This window comes from Thermanaerothrix sp. (assembly GCA_026417795.1).
GTDB lineage: Bacteria > Synergistota > Synergistia > Synergistales > Synergistaceae > Thermanaerovibrio.
Window position 1 is genome coordinate 1 of the sequence record JAOACP010000034.1, and the last position, 20,712, is coordinate 20,712.

The 20,712-nt window shown below is 61.5% G+C and carries 17 protein-coding genes and 1 tRNA gene; 3 read left to right on the forward strand and 15 right to left on the reverse strand.

What is annotated here, in order from left to right; all coding sequences use genetic code 11:
* Nucleotides 1-228: hypothetical protein (locus tag N2315_07460; GenBank protein MCX7829024.1), on the reverse strand; the 228-nt coding region annotated here is incomplete at its 3' end.
* Between the two features lie 12 nt (nt 229-240).
* Complete coding sequence (locus N2315_07465; protein MCX7829025.1) at nt 241-1,110, reverse strand: branched-chain amino acid ABC transporter permease; 870 nt, start codon at nt 1,108-1,110, stop codon at nt 241-243.
* Nucleotides 1,111-1,577: 467 nt separating this feature from the next.
* On the opposite strand from N2315_07465, the gene N2315_07470 reads away from it, so the two are divergent.
* Both N2315_07470 and N2315_07475 read left to right on the forward strand, forming a co-directional pair.
* Nucleotides 1,578-2,534, forward strand: coding sequence for a putative sulfate exporter family transporter (locus N2315_07470; GenBank protein ID MCX7829026.1), 957 nt, complete (start codon nt 1,578-1,580; stop codon nt 2,532-2,534).
* A 107-nt stretch (nt 2,535-2,641) separates the two neighbouring features.
* Nucleotides 2,642-4,168 carry a phosphodiester glycosidase family protein gene (locus N2315_07475; GenBank protein ID MCX7829027.1) on the forward strand — a complete coding sequence of 509 codons (1,527 nt, stop codon included), beginning with the start codon at nt 2,642-2,644 and terminating at the stop codon, nt 4,166-4,168.
* Here N2315_07475 and N2315_07480 read toward each other — a convergent pair.
* The 10 genes from N2315_07480 to N2315_07525 form a co-directional block, all read right to left on the reverse strand.
* On the reverse strand, nt 4,141-4,995 hold the full coding sequence (locus N2315_07480; GenBank protein ID MCX7829028.1) for a mechanosensitive ion channel family protein: 855 nt from the start codon (nt 4,993-4,995) through the stop codon (nt 4,141-4,143). The genes N2315_07475 and N2315_07480 overlap by 28 nt on opposite strands.
* Nucleotides 4,996-5,145: 150 nt before the next feature.
* Nucleotides 5,146-5,598, reverse strand: a complete 453-nt coding sequence (locus N2315_07485; protein ID MCX7829029.1) for a hypothetical protein — start codon at nt 5,596-5,598, stop codon at nt 5,146-5,148.
* A gap of 2 nt (nt 5,599-5,600) precedes the next feature.
* A complete protein-coding gene (nhaC, locus tag N2315_07490) occupies nt 5,601-7,136 on the reverse strand; it encodes a Na+/H+ antiporter NhaC (protein ID MCX7829030.1) in 1,536 nt (511 codons plus the stop codon).
* A gap of 268 nt (nt 7,137-7,404) precedes the next feature.
* Nucleotides 7,405-8,229 carry an ATP-dependent Clp protease proteolytic subunit gene (locus tag N2315_07495; protein MCX7829031.1) on the reverse strand — a complete coding sequence of 275 codons (825 nt, stop codon included), beginning with the start codon at nt 8,227-8,229 and terminating at the stop codon, nt 7,405-7,407.
* A gap of 37 nt (nt 8,230-8,266) precedes the next feature.
* Entirely contained in the window at nt 8,267-10,720 is a 2,454-nt protein-coding gene (locus N2315_07500) for an ATP-dependent Clp protease ATP-binding subunit (GenBank protein MCX7829032.1), read from the reverse strand.
* Between the two features lie 145 nt (nt 10,721-10,865).
* On the reverse strand, nt 10,866-11,915 hold the full coding sequence (locus tag N2315_07505) for a hypothetical protein (protein MCX7829033.1): 1,050 nt from the start codon (nt 11,913-11,915) through the stop codon (nt 10,866-10,868).
* Between the two features lies 1 nt (nt 11,916).
* Nucleotides 11,917-12,390, reverse strand: coding sequence for a UvrB/UvrC motif-containing protein (locus N2315_07510; protein MCX7829034.1), 474 nt, complete (start codon nt 12,388-12,390; stop codon nt 11,917-11,919).
* A gap of 54 nt (nt 12,391-12,444) precedes the next feature.
* Nucleotides 12,445-12,924 carry a CtsR family transcriptional regulator gene (locus N2315_07515; protein ID MCX7829035.1) on the reverse strand — a complete coding sequence of 160 codons (480 nt, stop codon included), beginning with the start codon at nt 12,922-12,924 and terminating at the stop codon, nt 12,445-12,447.
* Nucleotides 12,925-13,002: 78 nt separating this feature from the next.
* Entirely contained in the window at nt 13,003-13,623 is a 621-nt protein-coding gene (gene plsY, locus N2315_07520) for a glycerol-3-phosphate 1-O-acyltransferase PlsY (protein MCX7829036.1), read from the reverse strand.
* Nucleotides 13,613-15,712: an acetate--CoA ligase family protein gene (locus tag N2315_07525; GenBank protein ID MCX7829037.1), complete on the reverse strand. Its 2,100-nt coding sequence runs from the start codon at nt 15,710-15,712 to the stop codon at nt 13,613-13,615. The genes plsY and N2315_07525 overlap by 11 nt, the downstream gene beginning before the upstream one ends.
* A 185-nt stretch (nt 15,713-15,897) precedes the next feature.
* Here N2315_07525 and N2315_07530 point away from each other — a divergent pair, with 185 nt between their 5' ends.
* Nucleotides 15,898-17,061, forward strand: coding sequence for a hypothetical protein (locus N2315_07530; protein ID MCX7829038.1), 1,164 nt, complete (start codon nt 15,898-15,900; stop codon nt 17,059-17,061).
* 35 nt (nt 17,062-17,096) lie between these two features.
* On the opposite strand, the gene N2315_07535 is transcribed toward N2315_07530, so the two are convergent.
* The 3 genes from N2315_07535 to N2315_07545 all read right to left on the reverse strand — a co-directional run bounded on the left by N2315_07535 (nt 17,097) and on the right by N2315_07545 (nt 20,483).
* Nucleotides 17,097-19,049: a YgiQ family radical SAM protein gene (locus tag N2315_07535; protein MCX7829039.1), complete on the reverse strand. Its 1,953-nt coding sequence runs from the start codon at nt 19,047-19,049 to the stop codon at nt 17,097-17,099.
* 129 nt (nt 19,050-19,178) lie between these two features.
* Nucleotides 19,179-20,198, reverse strand: a complete 1,020-nt coding sequence (gene galE / locus N2315_07540; GenBank protein ID MCX7829040.1) for a UDP-glucose 4-epimerase GalE — start codon at nt 20,196-20,198, stop codon at nt 19,179-19,181.
* 200 nt (nt 20,199-20,398) lie between these two features.
* Nucleotides 20,399-20,483, reverse strand: a tRNA-Leu gene (locus N2315_07545).
* Nucleotides 20,484-20,712: the final 229 nt, after the last annotated feature.

Below are 20,712 nucleotides of genomic sequence, written 5' to 3' on the forward strand. Positions count from 1 at the left end.
CCCAAGGACCGCCCCTATGACTCCCGCCGCCAACAACACCGCCGGCAGGGCCAACCAAAAGGACACGCCGTTGGTGGTGAGCATGGCGCAGGTGTAGGCCCCGATGCCGAAGAACGCCGCATGTCCCAGGGATATCTGCCCCGCGTAACCCACTATCACGTTTAGCCCCAGGGCCGCTATGGCCTGTATTGCTATCATGGTGGCCACGCTTATGGCGTAGTCGCTCACGATGACACCCCCCTAACGGGCCCTGCGCCCTAAAAGTCCCTGGGGCCTTAACAGCAGCACCGCTATCATGGCTATGAAGGCCAGGGCGTCCCTGGGAAGGGGCACGTTGGCATATCCTATGAGCAGCGTCTCCGCAAGGCCCAAGAGGAGGGACGCTAAGACCGCCCCAGGCACCGACCCCATGCCCCCCACCACGATCAAAGCCAAGGTCTTGTACGCGGGAACCGCCCCCATGGTGGGATAAACCTGGTTGTAGTATATGCCAACCAGGATCCCCGCCAGAGCCGCGGTGGCGGAACCTATCACGAAGGACATGCTCACCACCAGCGGGCTGTTAACCCCAAAGGACGACGCCACCTCCATGTCCTGGGAGGCGGCCCTCATGGCAAGGCCGAACTCGGTCTTTGAGGTGATGAACCACAACCCCGCCAGGACCGCGGCGGTGGTCACGTAAACCCCCATCAGCTGAGGGGACACCACCAGGTGCCCCAGCCTCAGGGACGGGAAAGGAAGCTCCGCGGGGAACGAGTGAATGTCCGGCCCCGCCGCAAGGCGGATCAGCTCCTCCAGGGCTATGAAAACCGCTATGCTGCCTATCAAGGGCACATAAGGAGGGTACTTAAGGAGTGGGAAGTAAACCAGCTTCTCTATGGCCACCCCAAGGCACGCCGCCACCGCCGCCGCCGCCAGGACCGAGAGCCCCAAGCTGTGGGTGGCCCCGTAAACGTAAAGCCCCACGTAGGCCCCCACGGAGTAGACCCCCGCATGGGCCACGTGAAGGATCTTCAGTATCCCGTAGACCAGCGCCAGCCCCAGGGTTGTAAGGGCGTATATGGCCCCCACCGCAAGACCGTTGAGAAGCTGCTCAAGGAATAACTCCATACGCCAACCTCCCCTTCGGATTTCACACCCCGCCCTCAAAACATGCCCGGGCAAGGAGCTTTAATTTATATTTTAACTGTGGCGCCATTGACCGATTCACAGGACCGAAGAGAGGTCCGTCTGTAATATATAAAAAATTGGCCAAAGTGTCCAACACCAAAAGCCCCTTCGGGACCTATCGAATCCATCGGGGAACCCATAAAAACCAAAGGCCCAAGGACTTGCCCAGCAGTACATGGAACGGAGTAATTTATCGGAATTTTAATGATATTTTGCCGCGGCAACCCCTCAAGGACTATAATGCACCCCGTGGTTTCAGCGGGCAAGCAAGGCGGGACAAGCCCCCAACCAAAAACACAAACAGGGGCATAGGACTTATTTTTTAAGCATTCATCGGGGGGTTAGACCAGATGACAGAGGGAAAATGGAAACCATGCTTAGCGTTCCAAGAAGACAAGCTCGGTCCCATGGCCAAAGGCGTGCTATTCACGTTAGGCTTGGCTGCCTTGGGCACCGCCCTTTCACACCTTCCGGCGCTGGAAACCGTGGGAGCCATGCTGACCTCCATACTGCTGGCGGTTATCTACCGCAACACCATGGGCTACCCGGAGGGACTTAAAGCGGGGATCCGGTTCTCCGGGCAGAAGATACTGCGCTTCGCCATCGTGCTTTACGGCTTCAAGCTGAACGTCCAGGTCATCATCCACAAGGGGGCAACCCAGCTGCAATACGACGCCCAGAGCATACTTATCGCCATAGGGGGCACCATGCTCATAGCACGTCTCATAGGGGCGGAAAGACGCCTCTCCTTGCTCCTTGGCATAGGCACCGGCGTGTGCGGTGCGGCAGCCATCGCCGCCGCGGCCCCGGCACTGGAGGCCGACGAGGAGGAGACCGCCATAGGGGTAGGGATCGTGGCCCTGGTGGGAACCCTCTTCGCCCTGACCTACGCCTTCCTTCGAAGCCGTCTTCCCCTTTCGCCAGTGGAGTACGGCATCCTCAGCGGCATCAGCCTGCACGAGATAGCCCACGTGGCCGCCGCGGCATCCCCCGCGGGACCTGAAGCCCTGGCGGAAGCCCTTCTTGCAAAACTAGGGCGGGTGTTCCTCATGGTCCCCCTGGTGTTGGCCATATCCCTTCTCAAGCGACGCCCTAAAAGCCCGGAAGCGCCAGGCACCCCACAGCTACCCTGGTTCCTTGGGGGGTTCGTCATGACCAGCCTCATGGGCACCTACCTTCCAATACCCAAGGGGGCCCTATCCGTCATCTCCACCGGAGCATCGTTCCTCCTGGCCTCCGCCATGGTGGGCCTTGGGCTGAACGTGCACCTGGCCAACTTCAAAAGGGCGCTGAAGCCCATGACCGCCATGCTGGCGGCCTCCGTCATCCTCTCCTGGGCATCTTACCTCACCATAAGGCCATAAACCGCCGGCACAAGGCACCGCCCACAGCGGACACGTTAAAAATGATAAAATCATCTCCCGTAAAAACCTTAAATGCCCCGCAGCGATCCGGGGGAAAGGAGCAATTCATGAAGTCACGTTCCGGCTTAACTGGGATTATGGCGGCCCTTTTGGCCCTGCAGCTGAACCTTATGTGCCTTCCAGGAGGGACTGTCTGGGCCCTGGATGAAGGCCAAGCAGGATCTGCCGCCCAAGAGGCCGCCCCGGGGAAGGGATCAGGGCCATCCGAAAGGGTCCAGACCCTAAGGAGCCTCGGATTCGGGGCGGCGGCGGACCTCTTGGAGGCCATGGAGTCCGCGGGGTTGAACCCAGTGGTATCACCAGACCTCTCGCCAAAATCCGCTTCCCAGGATACATCCATATCCACATCCCAGGATACGGCCCCCCAAGGGTCATACGCCTTCGGGGTGGAGATAACCGATGAGATCCACGGGGCCTCCCTCAAGGTGGTTCAGCGGGGCAAATCGGTTAAGGTCACGGGCCCATACTTCCTGCAGTCCGACCGGGGGGACCTGTACCAGGAGATGGCCCTTTGGGCCATAAGGTCCGGCAAGTCGGCGACGCAGCTTCCGGACGGCACGATCCAGGTGGGGCCCTTCGAAACCCCCTCCCAGGCCCTTGAAGAGGCGGAGAAGAACCCCCAGTGGAACGCCTCCTGCGTTGGCACCCAGGAGACCCAGGGGGGAACCTCCCGGCTGTACTACGCGGTCCTACGGATAGACCCCTCCAAGCTTAAGGTGGAGCCGGTCTTCGCGGGATCCTTCGGCATGGGACGATCTACCATGTCCTTCCTCTACTCCAAGTCCCAAGGGGCGGTGGCCATGGTGAACGGCGGCTACTACTACAACGCCTATCCCCTAGGCACGTTGGTCCACAAGGGGATACCCATGGGAAGGCCCATCCCGGGGCGCTCGGCGGTGGGCGTCACCGACGATGGATCCGTGTTCTTCGGCGACGGCACCGCGTACTTCGGCGTAAGTGCAATGGGCACGGTGATGCCCATAACGGACTTCAACATACCGCCTAAGAACGGCAACCTGTCCCTTTTCAACCACCGGATATACCGGCCCATCTCCCTTCCCCCTGGAACGACCCTTCTTGGGATAAGGGAAGGGAAGGCGTGCCCCATTGATGAAGCGGACTTCGTGCTGGCGGGCACCGGCACTGCCGGAGAGCTGTTGTCCCGGATACCCAACGGCGAGGCGGTGGAGCTTATAAGGAACTTCGCCTTCCCCGCCTTCAGCTCCTGCGGGCTGGTGCTTCAAGGGGGGCCCATGATAGTGGAGAACCGGACCTACGTAAGCCGCAAAGAGGGGCTCTCCAGGACCATAACCCATCGCAGGCACCCAAGGACCCTCGTGGGGGTGGACGATAAGGGCCTGGTCTTCATGGTCATAGACGGACGAAACGGCCACAGCGACGGGGTCACCCTGGAGGAGGCCGCCCGGCTGGCCGCAGAGGAGGGGCTGACGGCGGCGCTCAACCTGGACGGCGGCGGGTCCTCCCAGATGATATGGCGGTCCGTGACGATAAATAAGCCATCGGACCGCCGGGAGCGGCCCCTGCCCTACGGGCTTGGGGTCTTCCCCAAGTAGGGCCCCTTTATCTCCACGTCCAGCCTCGGGTAAGCGAAGCCCATGCCCCTCCCCTGGAAGGCATCCTTGAGGAGCATCCGGTAGCGCCTTCCAACCTCCCAGTGCCTCCCGGGAGGGGTCTTTATGAGGGCCCTAAGTATGACGCTGCTGTCCCGAAAGTCCACTATGCCCTGCACCGAAGGGGCCTCCAACACAAGCTCCCCCATCTCGTCCATCAAGGCCCTGCCGCACTCCTCCATCACCGCCATGGCCCCCGCCGCGTCGGACTCGTAGGGGATGCCCACCTCCACCTTGGCCACCGACCAACCCTTGGTCTGGTTCACCACGGTGGTTATCTGGCTGTTTGGGATCACGATGAGCTCCCCATCAAGGTTCCTGAGGTGCGTAACCCTAAGTTTAAAGGTCTCCACCACCCCGCTGAACTGCCCTATGGTCACCACGTCCCCCACGTTGAACTGGTTCTCCAACAGTATCAGCACCCCGCACAGGAAGTCCTTTATCATGCTCTGGGCCGCCAGGGATATGCCCAACCCCGCCACTCCAACCCCCGCCAGCAGGGCCTTCACGTTCACCCCCACCGCATCAAGCACGGAAAGGAACAGTACTATAACCGTCACGGTCCTAAGGGTCGACATGGCCACCCTCTCAAGGGTGTCCAGCCTCTTCTGGTCCCCCTCCGACTGGGCCCTAGCCTTGGCTATCCTTATGCCGTGCCTTATAAACCTCTTAAGGGCCCAGTAAAGCAGGACCCAAAGGAACAGGTCGTCAATTACCCCCAACACGTCCCCCCAGAGCTTGTCCACAATGGCAGCCAGCCTGTCCTTCAAGCCACTATCACCTCCAGGGGCATTTTATCACCCCAAACATCCCCCGCCGGGGCTGAAAACACGAATAAGGGAGGGGATCAAAACCCCCTCCCAGGGACCACAAGTCCTTTGATCTTTAATTTTTAACCCGACCCCGTGACCAAGGGAGCCTCAGGCCCCGGAGGCACCGTCCCCAACAAGGTCCACCTCCACGCCGGGGGCCCTCCGGGCCAGCAGCTCCTTAAGGGCCTCCCGGTCGGAACGCTTGAAGAGCACCTTCCAGCCCGACGCGTCCCGCTCGAAAAAGGCCAGCATCTTGTCCCCCTTGAACGCCAAGGTCACGAACTTAACCTCTTCCCACGGGAGCACCTCCCGTCTTGAGCCCATCCAGGTGCGGGTCTCCTTCACCACGCCCTCTTCGGAGGCGTAGAACCTCTTGTCCGCCCCGGAGGCGTAAAGGCACGCGGCGCCTATTATGAACTTGGCGCTCACCTGGCCGCCGGCGCCGAAGAAGAAGGACCTCATGGCGTCGCCCAAGAGGAACAACCCCACCACGGCGGCGGCCAGCCTCATCCACTTAGGAAGGGCCCCGGCCCCCACGGAGTCTATGCGAACCTGGGACAAACCTACCCCTCCACCAGATCCGCGGGCCTGCTCTTGGCTATGACAGGCTCCCCTTCCTTGCCCCGCCAGGCTATGCCTATGCCGAGGTAGGTTATGGTTATGGCCATTATGGGGTTAAGCCAGTTGAGTATGGCGTAAGGGGCGTACTCCACGGTCTTAACGCCAAGGACGCCGGAGTTATAGGCCCCGCAGGTGTTCCAGGGTATCAAGACCGACGTCAACGTGCCGGAGTCCTCAAGGCTCCTGGAGAGCATCCTGGGATGGAGCCCCTTCCAGTCGAAGGCGTTCTTGAATATACGGCCCGGCATGGCTATGGACAGGTACTGATCCCCAAGGAACAGGTTGGAGATGAAGCTGGCGGTTATGACCGACGCCACCAGTCCGCCTACGGAGCTCACAACCTTGAGGACGTGGTCCAATATGACCTCAAGGAACCCGCACCTCTCCATGATGCCGCCAAAGGACAGGGCGCAGGTTATGAGGGCTATGGTGCTGTACATGGAGGACATGCCGCCCCTTGTAAGGAGGTCGCTAAGCATGCCCCCAACCTCCTTGGCCATCTCGGGGGCGACGCCGGATATGCCCGCCTCCTGAAGGATCTTGGCCACCGCCGCCATGTCGGAGGCCTCCGCCAGCTTGGCGGACAGCTGGGCGGAGTAACCGTCCAGAGTCACGTTCAACACGTCCCCTATGCTGTAGCCGTTGAATATGGCAAGCACCCCTCCGGCCACCACGCCGGCGAAGAGCCCCGGTATGGCGGGGATCTTAAGCACGCACATGGCTATGACCAGGATGGGGGGTATGAGGCCCATGACGCTTATGTTGAACTCACCGGAGAGGATCGCCTGGATGGCCTTTATCTTGGCGGCGTCCAGGTTGCCGCCCGCGTACTTCATGCCAAGGAACACCGAGATCACGCAGACTATGGCGTAGGTGGGAAGGGTGGTCCACATCATGGCCCTTATGTGCTGGAAGAGGTCGGTGCCCGCAACCGCCGGAGCCAGGTTGGTGGTGTCCGACAGGGGAGACATCTTGTCCCCCACGTAGGCGCCGGAGATTATGAAGCCCGCGGTTATGGGAGCCGGTATCCCAAGCCCCGCCCCTATGCCCATGAGGGCTATGCCCACGGTGCCGCTGGTACCCCAAGATGTGCCGGTGGCGAAGGAAACTATGGAGCACATTATGAGGGCGGTCAAAAGGAACGCCGAAGGATTAAGAAGCGACAGGCCGTAATAAATCATGCTGGGCACCACCCCTCCGGGGATCCAGGTGCCCACCAGCATTCCTATTATGTAGAGTATGAGCATGGCCTGCATGCCCACCATGATGCCGTTTACCATTCCTTCCTCGATATCCCGCCAGGGACGGCCGATGACGAAACGCCCCACAAGGGATGCCACCGTGGCGGCAACCACTATGGGTATGTGAACAGAAACCTCCCAATATAGAACCCCCGCCCCTATGAAGGCGGCGCTGAAAAGGAGGACCAGGAGAGCCTCCATCAGGCTGGGCTTTCGGTACTTCCTCTCTTCCGTCATAGCCTCAATCTCCCCCTTCTTGGTATAGAAAAACCACCTACCCGCACATAAGCTCCCTATTCACACCCCCCTTTTAAATTGCACTGTCCCTCTGACAATTATAATCAACCCACCCCACATGTCCAGAACGAATAATCCGAATCATCAATGCAATTGCGGCGGCCCCTTCGGGTTAACCCCAAAGAGGCCGCCTCAGCACTAAGTTACGGAAATACAAATGTTAAAAGTCACGCAGCCGTGGCATCGGTTCAAGGACCTTATCTTAATCTTAAGAGTTCAGCCCCACCTCGTTTGGCAGGGGCACGTACTGCACCGAAGGACGTCCCTGCCCGGACTGGGGGTACAGCCTCATGAGAGCGCATACCTCCTCCGGCATCTCGTCGCTCACCGGGAGCCCCAACTCCCTAGCCTCATCGATGCTTATGGGGTAGTCGTGGGTCCAGCGGCCGTCGGTGAGGGCCTTCGCAAGCTCCAAGGCCTTGCCCTCCTCCATGCCGTTGGAGATCAAAAGGCGCCTCACGAAAGCCTCGGTCTGAACCATGGCCTTCCTGGCCACGTCGGCCATTATCAAGGTCTGGTCGTCCACATCGGACACCGGCTTCTGCTCCACCGCCTTTAGGATAGAAGCCGCGGGCCACTGCCCAAGCTGAGGGTCCACGGGGCCCAAAACCGCGTGCCGGTCCATCACTATCTCATCCGCCGCCAGGGCTATAAGGGTGCCGCCGGACATGGCGTAGTGGGGCACGAAGACCGTGACCTTGGCCCGGTGCTTCCGAAGGGCCTCGGCTATCTGCTCCGCCGCCAGCAACAAACCGCCGGGGGTGTGGACCACCAGGTCTATGGGGGTGTCGTCGGGGGTCATCCTTATGACCCGAAGCACCTCCTCGGAGTCCTCTATGTTGATGAAGTTCCGCTGGAACATCCCCCAGAAACCCATGGTCTCCTGCCTGTGGATGAGGGTTATCACCCGGCTGTTGCGTCGCCTCTCAAGGCTCCTCATGGCCTGAAGCCTCATCTGGTTAAGCCGCCACTGCCTAAGCGTGGGGCCTATCAGGAACAGAAAAAAAAGAATGTAGAACAGGCTTCCTCCCACCCAAAACCCTCCCTTCGTTTCATTCATTGGATCAGGGTCAGCCGGCGACAAAGGCCACCCTCTGATCCTCCAACACCGCCTCCACCACGTCCCCTTCCTTAACCTTGCCCTCCAGCATCATGTCCGCCAGCGGGTCCTCCACCAGCTTCTGTATGGTGCGCCTCAAGGGCCTTGCACCGAACTTGGGGTCAAAGCCCTCCTCCAACACCTTCTGAACCACCTGGTAATGCACCGAAAGCCCTATGCCCTTCTCGGCGCAGCGGGCCACCACCTCGTCCAGCATCATCCGGGCTATGCCCAGCAGCTCCTCCCTCTTCAGGGGCCGGAACACCACCATCTCGTCGACCCGGTTCAGGAACTCGGGCCGGAAGGTGCGCTTCACCGCATCCATTATGGCCCCCCGGGTCCTGTCCCATCCCGCCATGGCCTCGTCATCGCCGCCGGACGAAAAGCCCAGATGCCCCTTGGAGGCGTCGGAAGCCCCCACGTTGCTGGTCATTATAACCACCGTGTTCCTAAAGTCCACCACGTGCCCCTGGCCGTCGGTAAGGCGCCCGTCCTCCAAAAGCTGAAGCAGCAGGTTGAACACGTCCGGATGGGCCTTCTCGATCTCGTCGAAGAGCACCACCGAATAGGGGCGCCGGCGGACCGCCTCGGTGAGCTTGCCCCCCTCCTCGTGGCCCACGTAGCCCGGAGGGGCACCTATGAGCTTTGCCACCTCGTGCCTTTCCATGAACTCGCTCATGTCGAACCGTATCATGGCGTCCTCGCTGCCGAAGAGGAACCACGCAAGACGCCTCGCCAGCTCGGTCTTCCCCACCCCGGTGGGGCCCAGGAAGAGGAAGCTCCCCACCGGACGCCTTGGGTCCTTAAGGCCGCTCCGGGCCCTCCTTATGGCCCGGGCCACGGCGCTCACCGCCTCCTCCTGTCCAACCAGCCGGCGGTGGATCTCCTCCTCCATCTTAAGAAGCCTCTTGGCCTCCTCCTCGGTGAGCTGAACCACCGGCACGCCGGTCCACTCGGAGACTATGACCGCTATGTCCTCCCCGGTCACCACCGGCTCCTCCTGGTTGCGCCTCACCTGCCAGCGGCGCCTTACCTCCTCTATCTCCTCGTAAAGGCGCCGCTCCTCGTCCCTGAGCGCCGCGGCCTTCTCGAACTCCTGGGACATCACCGCGGACTCCTTCTCCTTCCGCACCTCCTCCAGCCGCTTCTCCATCTCCTTCAGCTCCTCCGGAGCCTCCATGGTCTTAAGCCTGGACCTGGCGGCCGCCTCGTCTATGAGGTCTATGGCCTTGTCCGGAAGGTAGCGCTCGGTTATGTAACGCTTGGAAAGCCTGGCGGCGGCGAAAAGGGCCTCGTCGGATATCTTGACCCGGTGGTGGGCCTCGTAACGGTCCCTAAGCCCCTCCAAAATCCTCACCGTGTCCTCCTCGGAGGGCTCGTCCACGTGTATGGGCTGGAAACGCCTCTCCAGGGCGGCGTCCTTCTCTATGTACTTCCTGTACTCCTCCATGGTGGTTGCCCCTATGACCTGGAACTCTCCCCTGGCAAGGCTGGGCTTCAAGATGTTCGCCGCGTCCACCGCCCCCTCGGCCCCACCGGCCCCCACCAGGGTGTGTATCTCATCCACGAAGAGGATCACGTTCTTGCTCTCCTTTATCTCCTTGACCAGCTTGCGCATCCTCTCCTCGAACTCTCCCCGGTACTTGGTCCCCGCCACCAGGTTGCCCACGTTGAGCTGCACCACCCGCTTGCCCTTCAGCACCTCCGGTATGTCGCCGGACACTATCCGCTGGGCCAGGCCCTCCACTATGGCGGTCTTGCCAACCCCCGGGTCCCCTATAAGAACCGGGTTATTCTTCGTCCTCCGGGACAACACCTGCACCAGACGCTGGATCTCCTTCGCCCTGCCTATAACCGGATCCAGCTCACCGCTCCGAGCCAACTCCGACAGATCCACCCCCAGCTGGTCAAGGGTTGGGGTCTTGGACGGGGCCCCCTTCCTGTCCTGATCGTCACCGCCCCGGCGGGAGTCCTGCAGGTCCGAGGATGTGCCCGACAGGTACGCCTGCACGTCCTGCCTCACCTTCACCGGGTCAAGCCCCATCCGGTTGAGGATCTGGAACGCCACCCCCTCACCCTCCGCCAGAAGGCCCAGCAGGATGTGTTCGGTGCCCACGTAGTTGACCCCCATGTTCCTGGCCTCCCGCATGGCAAGGTCAAGCACCCGCTTCGCCCTGGGGCTCAAGGGTAGGTCCACGGGCTTATCCTTGGGCTCACCTACCCCCACCACCCGCTCCACCTGCTCCCTTATCTCATCCAGCTCCAACCCCGCCGCCCTCAGCACCTGGGAGGCCACTCCCTCCCCTTCCGCCAAAAGGCCAAGCAGGATGTGTTCGGTGCCTATCACCTCGTGTCCAAGCCTCAGAGCCTCCCGGTGGGCCAGCTGCACCACCTTCTTGCCCCGCTCGGTAAAGAACTGCCACATGAAACGAACCCCCTTCCATCAAGCCCCAAACTGGGCTATCAAGACATCAAACACTTAAAAAGCGCCTAACGGTAAAAGTCAAAAAAGGGCCGGCAAGGATACCCTGCGAAAGAGGCGTCCTAGCCGGCCCGCGGCCAATCACCATTCATGAGGGCCGCAAGTCCAGCCCCGCAAGCCTTTCCCGCACCAGCTGGGCCCTAAGCCTTCGCCTTCCCTGCCTGTCCAGGGGCCCCTCCGCGAGGGCCTGGATCCTGGCGGGCTGAACGTCCAACATCAGCCGGTTCCAGAAGGCCCCGCCCATCTTGGGCAGCATCCCCATGGCGCCCCCAAGCCTCACGGAGGACAACAGCTCCATGGCCTCCCCGAAGGACAAAAGCCTTGCGTTGGCAAGTATCCCGAAGGCCCGAAACACCCCGTCCTCCAGGTTCTCCCCCGCCGTCTCACGAAGGACCTCCCGGGCCCGTTTCTCCTCCTCGCAAAGGCGCCTAACCACCCCGGTGGTCTTCTCCTCCAGTTCCTCCTCCGAAGGCCCCAGGGTCACCTGATTGGATATCTGAAATATGGCCCCATGGGAAGGGGTCCCCTCCCCGAAGGCCCCACGGACCACCAGCCCAAGCTTCTGGCACTCATCGGACACCGCCTCCATCCTCCCAAGACGGGCAAGGGCGGGAAGGTGCACCATCACGGAGGCCCTAAGGCCGGTGCCCACGTTGGTGGGACAGCTGGAGAGAAACCCCAGGTCCCCGTCGAAAGCGAAGTTGTCCTCCCCCATTCGGTCAAGAAGGGACTTGGCAACGCACCAGCCCTCCCGAAGGTTGAGCCCCCCAAGGAGCACCTGAAGCCTCACGTGGTCCTCCTCGTTTATCATCACCGATACGATCCCCTTAAGATCCAGCAGCACGCTCCTGCCGGGACCTCCCATGGCCAGGGCGCGGCTCATCTGGCGGTTCTCCACCAACACCTGCCGGGACAGGCTATCCATGGAGTCGATGTGGTAGACCCTCCGGTCCTTAAGGTGCTCAACGCCGGAGAGTATCTCCAACACCCGCTCCCCTACAGCCTCAAGGTCCTCAGGGGACGCGAAATGAGGGAAGGGCCGGTCCTTGAGGTTCCTGGCCACCCTTATGCGGCTGGACATAACCATGTCCTGCAGATCCCCCTTGGGATCAAGCCACTCCAAATTCAGCGACGCCACCTCACGGGCAAGCAGGGGGAACACCCCCTTCCAGGGCCCTTATGCGGTCCCTTATCACCGCCGCCCTCTCGTAGGCCTCCTCCTCCAAGGCGGCCTTAAGCTCCTCCCGAAGCCTCTTAAGCTCCCACTGCTGGTCGCTGGGACGCTTGCCCCGGTGAAACTGCCCGCCCTGAAACCGGGCTATGAGGGGCATGAGCCGCCCCCTGAAGGCGTCATAACAGCCGCCACAGCCCAAAAGCCCGGTCTTCCTGAACTGGGACCACCGAAGGCCGCAGGAGGGACACACCAGGTCGGCCCCCTCATCGGAGGCCATGGAGGGCAGAAGATCCTTCAGGGAGATGGACATGGAAAAGGTCCCGGCGCTAAAACCCGCCTTGGCAGCACACTCCCCACACAGCCAATGCTCCCTGAGCACGCCGTTGGCCAAGGCCTTTATGTTGACGCTCGCTTCCCGTCCGCAACGCTCACACTTCATGAACAAGCCCTTCTCAACGCACCAAGAGCTAAAACCGCGCCCTTTCGCCCTACATCACATCAAGGCAAGGCTGGTTATGAGCCTCTTGAGCAGCTCCGCCCTCATGGTGTCCCTCCGGAAGACCGGCACGTCGAAGAGGTTCCTGCACTGCTCGTCCTGGTTCCTCAAGGCAACCTCTATTATCAGCCGCTCCCTAGGGGTTATGAGCCCCCGGTTCTGCAGGTTCGACAAAAGCCTCTTGCTCTCCTGCTCGGTTATGGCCCGGCCCACCAGCTTCTCGATGTGATCCACCCGCTCCTTGGGGTCCTTCAGCCTAAGCTGCACTATCCTTATGTAGCCGTGCCCCCCCCGCTGGCTCTCCACCACAAAACCGTGCTCCGGGGCGAAACGGCTCCTCAAAACGTAGTTTATCTGGCTAGGCACACAGCCAAACCTCTCCGCCAGCTCCTTCCTCCGGAGGGAGATCTGATGTGATCCCGCCTCCTCGAAGAGCCTGGTTATGTACTCCTCGATCGCCTTGGTCAAACTGGACATCACACAAACCCCCCGCAGATGTTGTTCCACGGGGTAATTTTATCCATTTGGTCAAAATAAATCAAGCCAAGGGGCCGATTACGCCTTCGGCTGCCCAACCCGGTTCTCGGTGCCCGCCATGAGGCGCTTTATGTTCTCCCGGTGTCTTACGGTGGACAGCACCGCCAGGGCGAGGGACGCCCAGCAGTAGGGAGCAGGGGCCCGGAAAAACCACATGAGAAGCGCGGAGGAGTACAGGGCCACCAACGACGCCAAGGACACGTACCTAGAAGCCCGCATCACCAGGTACCACACGATGCCTCCTACGAGCGCCGGCCACGGGGAGAACCAGTCGAAGAAGAACATGACCCCAAAGGACGTGGCCACCCCCTTGCCACCCTTAAAGCGAAGCCACACCGGGAAGTTGTGCCCCAGTACGCCGAAGAGGCCCGTGAGCGCCAATATCAGATGGTCCCTCACCCCAAGCGCCATGGCCAGGGCCACCACCACCCCCCCCTTCAGCATGTCCGTCACCGCCACCGCCACGGCCCACTTCTTCCCCATCACCCGGCCCACGTTGGTGGCTCCGATGTTGCCGGAGCCGTGGCGCCTTATGTCGTCACCCCTTAAAAGCTTCACCACCAGGTACCCGGTGGGCATGGACCCCGCCAGGTACCCCAAAAAGGGCCATATCCAATCCATGGTTCCATCACTCCCCAAGGCTCATGAGGGCGTCCGCGCAGACGACGCCCCTGCCCTCCTCCATCACGAAGAGGGGGTTAACGTCCAGCTCCAACACCCGGCGGTCCAAGGCGAGCCTGGATATGACGGATATGGCCTCCGCCAGGGCCCTCTTGTCCAAAGCCCCCCGGCCCCTGAACCTCCCGAAAAGCGGCGAGGCCTTTATGGAGTCCACCATCTCAAGGGCCTCGTCCAAAGATACCGGGGCCTTCCTTATGGCCACGTCCCCAAGGACCTCCACGAAAACCCCTCCAAGGCCGAAGGCCACCACGGGGCCGAACACCGGATCCCGCTTTACTCCCACGATGCACTCAAGGCCCTTCACCATCTCCTGGACCAGCACCCCGTCTATCCTGGCCCCAGGCACATTCCGGGCCCGTTCCATGAGGACCTGCCAGGCCCCCTTAAGCTCCTCCCCGCCCTTAAGGCCCAACGCCACCACCCCTGCGTCGGTCTTATGGGGTATCTCCCGGGACATCACCTTGAGGGCCACAGGGTAGCCTATCCTATCCGCCGCCAAAAGGGCCTCCTCCAGGCTGGCCGCCAGCTCCTCCCTCGTAACCGGCACGCCGGCACCCTTAAGGATGCCCTTGGCCTCGTGCTCCGTTAAGACGCCGCCCCTTACGCCATCGGGCACCTTGAGGGGGGAAAGACAGGGGGCCCCATCGGCGTCAGAGAAGGAGGTCCCGCCCCACAGGGCTCTGAGGGTCCACGCCGCCTGCCTAAGGCTCCTTAGAACCGGCACGTTCTGCCCCTTTAGCAGCTCCACGAACTCACCGCCGTGCTCCTGGTCTATGAGCCACGTACAAAGAAGGGGCATGGGACAGGTCTTAGCGAACTCCGCCACCTGCCGGGCGGTCTTTAAGCCCGCCTCACCGGTTATCATGGAGATGACCACGCTTATCATGTCCACGTCCCCGCTGTCCCTAAGGGCCTCAAGACAGTCCTTAAGGCCGTCGGGGTCGTTTATGACCTGGGCGGTCACGTCCACGGGGTTCAGCGGCGAGCCGAAGGGAGGTATCACCCGGCTTATCCTATCCACCGCATTGGGATTTAACTTCGGCACCTTAAGCCCCCGCTCGGAACAGAGGTCCGCCATCATTATCCCCGCCCCGCCGGAGGTGGTTACTATCCCAACCCGGTCCCCCGCGGGCCTAAGCGCGCCGCACATGAGGCCGAAGGAGCTTATGTCCTCCAGGTCCTCCAGCATGACCGCACCATGCTGCTCCAGCACCGCCCGCCACACCCGCTGGTCCCCCGCCACGGAGGCGGTATGGCTCTTGGCCGCCTCGCACCCGCTGGGGCTTCGCCCGGCCTTGAGGATGCCAACCGGCACCCCCTTGTCCCTGGCGGCCTTAAGCAGCTCCACCAGTTTCTCCCCGTCCTTGACTCCCTCAAGGTACATCATGAGCATACGAACCTCCGGGTCCTCAAGGAGGGCCCTCGACACCTCCACGGTGTCCAGATCCCCCTGGTTGCCGGTGGTGACCACGTAACGGAAGCGGGCCCCCGCGTCGGAGGCACAGGCGAAGGAGGCAAAGCCGAAGGCCCCGCTCTGGGAGACGTAGGCTATGCCGCCGGGGCTGCCCGATGTGAACCTGTCGGTGTCAAGGGAGGCGGAGAAGCTTAAGGGGATGCCCTTTGCCAGGTTCACCAGCCCCTGACAGTTGGGGCCCAACACCCTGACCCCCCCATCCCGGGCCTCCCGCATCACCTCTTCCTGAAGGGCGGGATCGCCGCCTTCGGCAAAGCCGGATGAGAAGATCACCGCAAAGCCTATGCCCCTTTGAGAACACCGGCGGATCACCTGGGGCACCAGGTTGGCCTTCACCGCCACCAGCGCCACGTCCACCGGTCCTTCCACGTCAAGGAGGTCCTTATAGCACCTCAACCCCCCTATGCTGTCCCGGTTGGGGTTCACCGGGTACACGCCCCCCTGGTACCGGTACCTCATAAGCAGCTTCAGCGGACGGCCGGATATGCTCTCCAGGTTCGAAGAGGCCCCAACCACCGCCACACCCCTGGGCTCCAAGAGCCCCTTGAGTCCCAACAGGTCACCGCAGTTCAACCGTCCCACCCCCAAGGCATGAAGGACACCTTTCCCAAACTCCAAACATCGCACACCTCAAAGGATACTATAATGACTTCAAGGGCCCCAAGAAAGACAGGAGGACCGAGCACTTTAGACGCTTTAGACAAACCCCTTCAGGTGCCATAAAATAGTTCCATTAAACAAGGCGGGAGGTCTTTCCATTGGCCATAAGGGAAGAGATAGCCAACCTGAGGGTTGACGAGAACTTGACGCTCACCATGCACCTCACAGACGGCTCCCCGATGGTGAACATAATAAACAACGGCACCGGCAAGAAGAAGTCCGTAAACCCCTCCTGGTTTCTGGAGGAGGGGCGGGAACTCCACATAAAGACCGGGCCCAAGAGCAGCGCAAGCTACACCGTGGCCCAGCTCGACGAGGCCCTGTCGCAGCTCATAACCCATGGTATGACCCACACCGCGGTGAAGCCCATGATATGGCAGACCTTCAGGGCCCTCACGGACATACTGCACCAGCCGAAGATGGTGATAAGGGAGAACGAGTTCAGCATGCTGCCGGAGGAGAAGAGGTTCTCCCTTTGGCTTGGGTGGGTCATGCCCGGGGCCCCCATGGGACGGCTCATACCCTGTTTCCCAGCTCAGGACCAGGAGCGGGAGGTCATCCTTTCCGGGGCCGAAGGGGACCTGGAGGAGGGGCTCAAGATGGAATCCCAGGAGGTGGGAGTCCAGGGGCTTCAGAAGAGGGGGATCATAACCAAGCTGATGCGGGTAAACCCCCAGAGGTGGTACACCCCGGTCATGACCTCCGCCGCCGCGGCGGTGTTGGGCATGGTGGAGCCCCAGAACCCCGAGGAGGACACGTCCCTGGCCCACAAGATATGGGGGCAGCGGGGGGAGGTGCAGGTGATGGGGAGCCTGGACAGGTCCGAGATGGCCCCTTACGCCACGGACCTATGCAGGAGGATCGTGGCCTTCATAAGGCACTTCTACGACCTCACCCTCATAGAGGTCGAAAGGACCATAGACGGGCACGACCTCCTGCTGAAGGAGGGCTTCGGCCGCCGGGAGAGGATAGAGTTCCCCCCGGGGCTTTTGGGCAAACAGACCTATCAGGCAACCGTTTACGTGCAGAAGGGGGGGGGGCTTGGGGCCATACTGTACCACCCGGTGGGCAGCTCCGTCCTCAAGGACTGGATCCTGCGATACCCACTGCAGGTCTACTCCAACGCCCTCAAGAACGACTCCTGTAGCAGCATGGAGGATCCCAACATCACGCTGCTCAACATCCTAAGGGCCGTCAGGTTCCAGGCCTGGATGGAGCGCATATTGCGGATCACAAGGAACAGCCTGCCCGGAGGCATGTAGAAAGAGCGGAGGGGCCTAAGGGGAGACCAACGGCCTTACTCGGGGCTGTATCTTCTCCCCCTTGGCCTCTTGCCACGCCTTCCTTCGGCCCCCTTGGGGCCGACGACATCCCGTGGAATCTCCTCACAGGCCTTTCCCTGGGCTTTGAAATCCAGGGGCTTCTTCATGGGGCCTTGCGGGGGTATCAGGCAGCGGGGGCCAAAGCCCACCAGATCCTCCCTTCCCACCGCCCTCAAGGCCTCCTCCACCAGCGAGCGGTTCTCCTCCTTCCAGTACTGGGCCAGGGCCCGCTGGAGGCGCCGCTCACGCCCCTTGGGGACGTGGACCCTTCGGCCCGTCATGGGGTCCATGCCGGTGGCGTACATGCAGGTGGACCGGGTCATGGGCGTGGGGGTGAAGTCCTGCACCTCCCTGGGCCTTATGCCAAGCCTCTTGAAACGCACCGCCATCTCCACCGCGTCCTCCAGCGTGCAGCCCGGGTGGGATGTCATTATGTAGTGCACCAGGAAGAGCCTTCCGCCGGAAACCCTTCCGAAGGCCTCCATGAACCTAAGGAGCGTCTCAAAGCCCGGTTTGTTCATGAGGGCCGTCACCGAATCGCACAGGTGCTCCGGGGCTATCCGCATCTGGCCGCTGACGTGATGTTCGCACAGCTCCCTCAGGTACTCCGGCCGATCCATCAGAAGGTAGTCGTACCGCACCCCGGAGCGCACGAACACCTTCTTTATCCCCTTCATGGACCTTATGGCCCTCAAGGCCTCAAAGTAGTCCTCGTGGTGGGGCCGCAGGTTCGGGCAGGGGCGGGCCCCAAGGCAGGACCTGTCCCGGCAGACCCCTTGGCTTTCGGCCTTGGGGCACGGCATCCGATGGAAGTTGGCGGAGGGGCCTCCAACGTCGCTCACTATGCCCTTAAAATCCGGCGACTCCAGGAACCGCTCCACCTCCTCCACCATGGACATCAAGCTCCTGGCCTGCAGGTCCTTGCCCTGGTGCATGCCTATGGCGCAGAAGGAACAGTCCCCTATGCAGCCCCGGTGGGCGGTCACGCTAAACCGAACCTCCTCCAGGGCGGGGATGCGGGAACCGTGATACCTGGGATGGGGGAGGTACGTAAAGGGAAGGGAGTAAACCCGGTCCAGCTCCTCCTGGGACAACGGCATGGGAGGGGGGTTCTGAAGCAGTATGCCTGGGTTCTGGCACTGAACCAATGGGCGGCCCCGGAAGGGGTCGTTGTTGAGGTACGCAAGGCGGAAGGCCTCGCAGTGGGACTTAGGGCTGGATTTCACCTCGTCGAAGGACGGTATCACAAGCCCCTCCTTGGGTATCTGATCCTCCCTTATCCTCACGCAGGTGCCCTTGACGTCCCTCATCTCCCCCGGGGACTGGCCGGCGGCGAGCCGCTCCGCCAGCTCCTTCAGCGGACGCTCCCCCATGCCGTAAACCAATATGTCCGCCTTGGAGTCCATGAGGACCGAGCGCCTCACCTGGTCGGTCCAGTAATCGTAGTGGGCAAGGCGCCTCAAGCTGGCCTCGATCCCCCCTATTATCACCGGGACCCCCTTAAAGGCCCGCCTTGCCAGGTTGGAGTACACGATGACCGCCCTGTCGGGCCGAAGCCCCGGAACGCCGTCAGGGGAGTAAAGGTCCTTCGAGCGCCGATGCCGCTCGGAGGTGTAGTTGGCCACCATGGAGTCCACGTTGCCGCCGCTTATGAGCACCGCAAGCTTAGGCCTTCCGTAGGCGGAAAGCTCCTCCGGGCTGTCCCACCTGGGCTGGGGGGCCACCGCCACCTTAAAGCCCAGGGCCTCAAGCCAGCGGCCCACCACCGCATGCCCAAAGGAAGGATGGTCCACGTAGGCATCTGCGGTTATTAGAAGAAAGTCCGGAGAGTCCCAGCCAAGACGCGCCACCTCCTGGGGGGTGGCGGGAAGGAAACGAAGTCCTTCCTTGCCTTTGCGGCCCTTGCTGGCGTTAGCGCCGTAGGCCATGGTGCATGTCTCCAGGAAAACCACAATTACCCAGCTCCCCTGGGATACGTCCGGGTCCCAAGGGGCTCAAAAGACAGCTTAAATGGCGGGTAACAAGGGACCAGCGGCGCCTTTTCGCAACTTTAATGGTCATTTTGCGGCGTATCCCATGGGGTTCCTGCTCTGCCAGTTCCAGGAATCCCGACACATGTCGTTTATGTCCATCTCCGCCTTCCAGCCGAGCTCCCGCAGGGCTTTGGAGGGATCGGCGTAACACACCGGCACGTCGCCCGGACGGCGGTCCACTATCCTGTGGGGTATGCTCACCCCCGTGGCGGCCTCGAAGGCCCGTACCACCTCGAGGACGCTGTAGCCCCTGCCGGTGCCCAGGTTGTAGACCAGCACCCCCTCCGATGATGAGGCCTTCTCAAGGGCCTTTATGTGCCCCTTTGCCAGGTCCACCACGTGTATGTAGTCCCTCACGGGGGTGCCGTCGGGGGTGTCGTAGTCGCCGCCGAAGACCCTTAACTCCTCAAGCCTTCCGCAGGCCACCTGGGTTATGTAGGGCATAAGGTTGTTGGGTATCCCCTCCGGGTCCTCGCCTATCATGCCGCTCCGGTGGGCCCCTATGGGGTTGAAGTAACGGAGCAGCACCGCGGTGGCAAGGCCGTCAGGCGCGGAGCATAGGTCCTTTAGGATCTCCTCTATCATCAGCTTGGTCCTGCCGTAAGGGCTTTGGGCCCCCAATGGGGCGTCCTCGGGTATGGGGCACCTCTCGGGCACGCCGTAAACGGTGGCGGAGGAGCTGAAGACCATGCGCCTTACCCCGTGGCGCAGCATGGCCTCGCACAGCGCCACGGTGCCGCATACGTTGTTGTCGTAGTAGTCCAAAGGCCGCTCCACCGACTCCCCCACCGCCTTAAGCCCCGCGAAGTGGATCACCGTATCCACCTGGTTCTCGGAGAATATCAGGTCAAGAAGCCCCTTGTCCCTCATGTCCCCCCGGTAGAACCGGAAATCCCTGCCAGTTATGGCCTTGATGCGGTTAAGCACCTCCGGCTTGCTGTTGGAGAAGTTATCCAACCCCACCACCGAATACCCCGCCTCCAGGGTCTCCACGCAGCAGTGGCTTCCTATGTAACCGGCCGCGCCGGTTATGAGTACGGCCATTGAAATCCAACCCCCATAGAATTAAATCTAAATCAAGACATCCCAAACGGCTAAACGCGCATTCTTTTAGATTGTACCATCCACCGCGGCCATTATCGTGGGAAAAGAAGGAAGGTCCTAAAGGGGGGGAAGAACTTCGGCGCCGTCCAGGATGGGACGGCGCCGAAGCGGGACGTGAAGTACCAACGGAGGCAAAAAAATGGTGCCGGGGACGAGACTCGAACTCGTACGGGTTTCCCCACACGCCCCTCAAACGTGCGTGTCTACCAGTTCCACCACCCCGGCACTGACGAGAGGTATTGTACTAGCCAAGGGCAGGCTAGTCAAGGGATCGAATTGCCTCACGTAAAATCTAAACGAAAAGGGAACGTTGCCTCACCTAAGCGAAAAGGGAACGTTGCCTCACCTAAGAATCCAAACGAAATATGATCCCCTACAGGGCGAAGCCCGAAGGGGGGAAACGAGGTGAGGTTGTCCATGAAAACGCGGATGGAGATCGTGAAGGCAGAAGCGG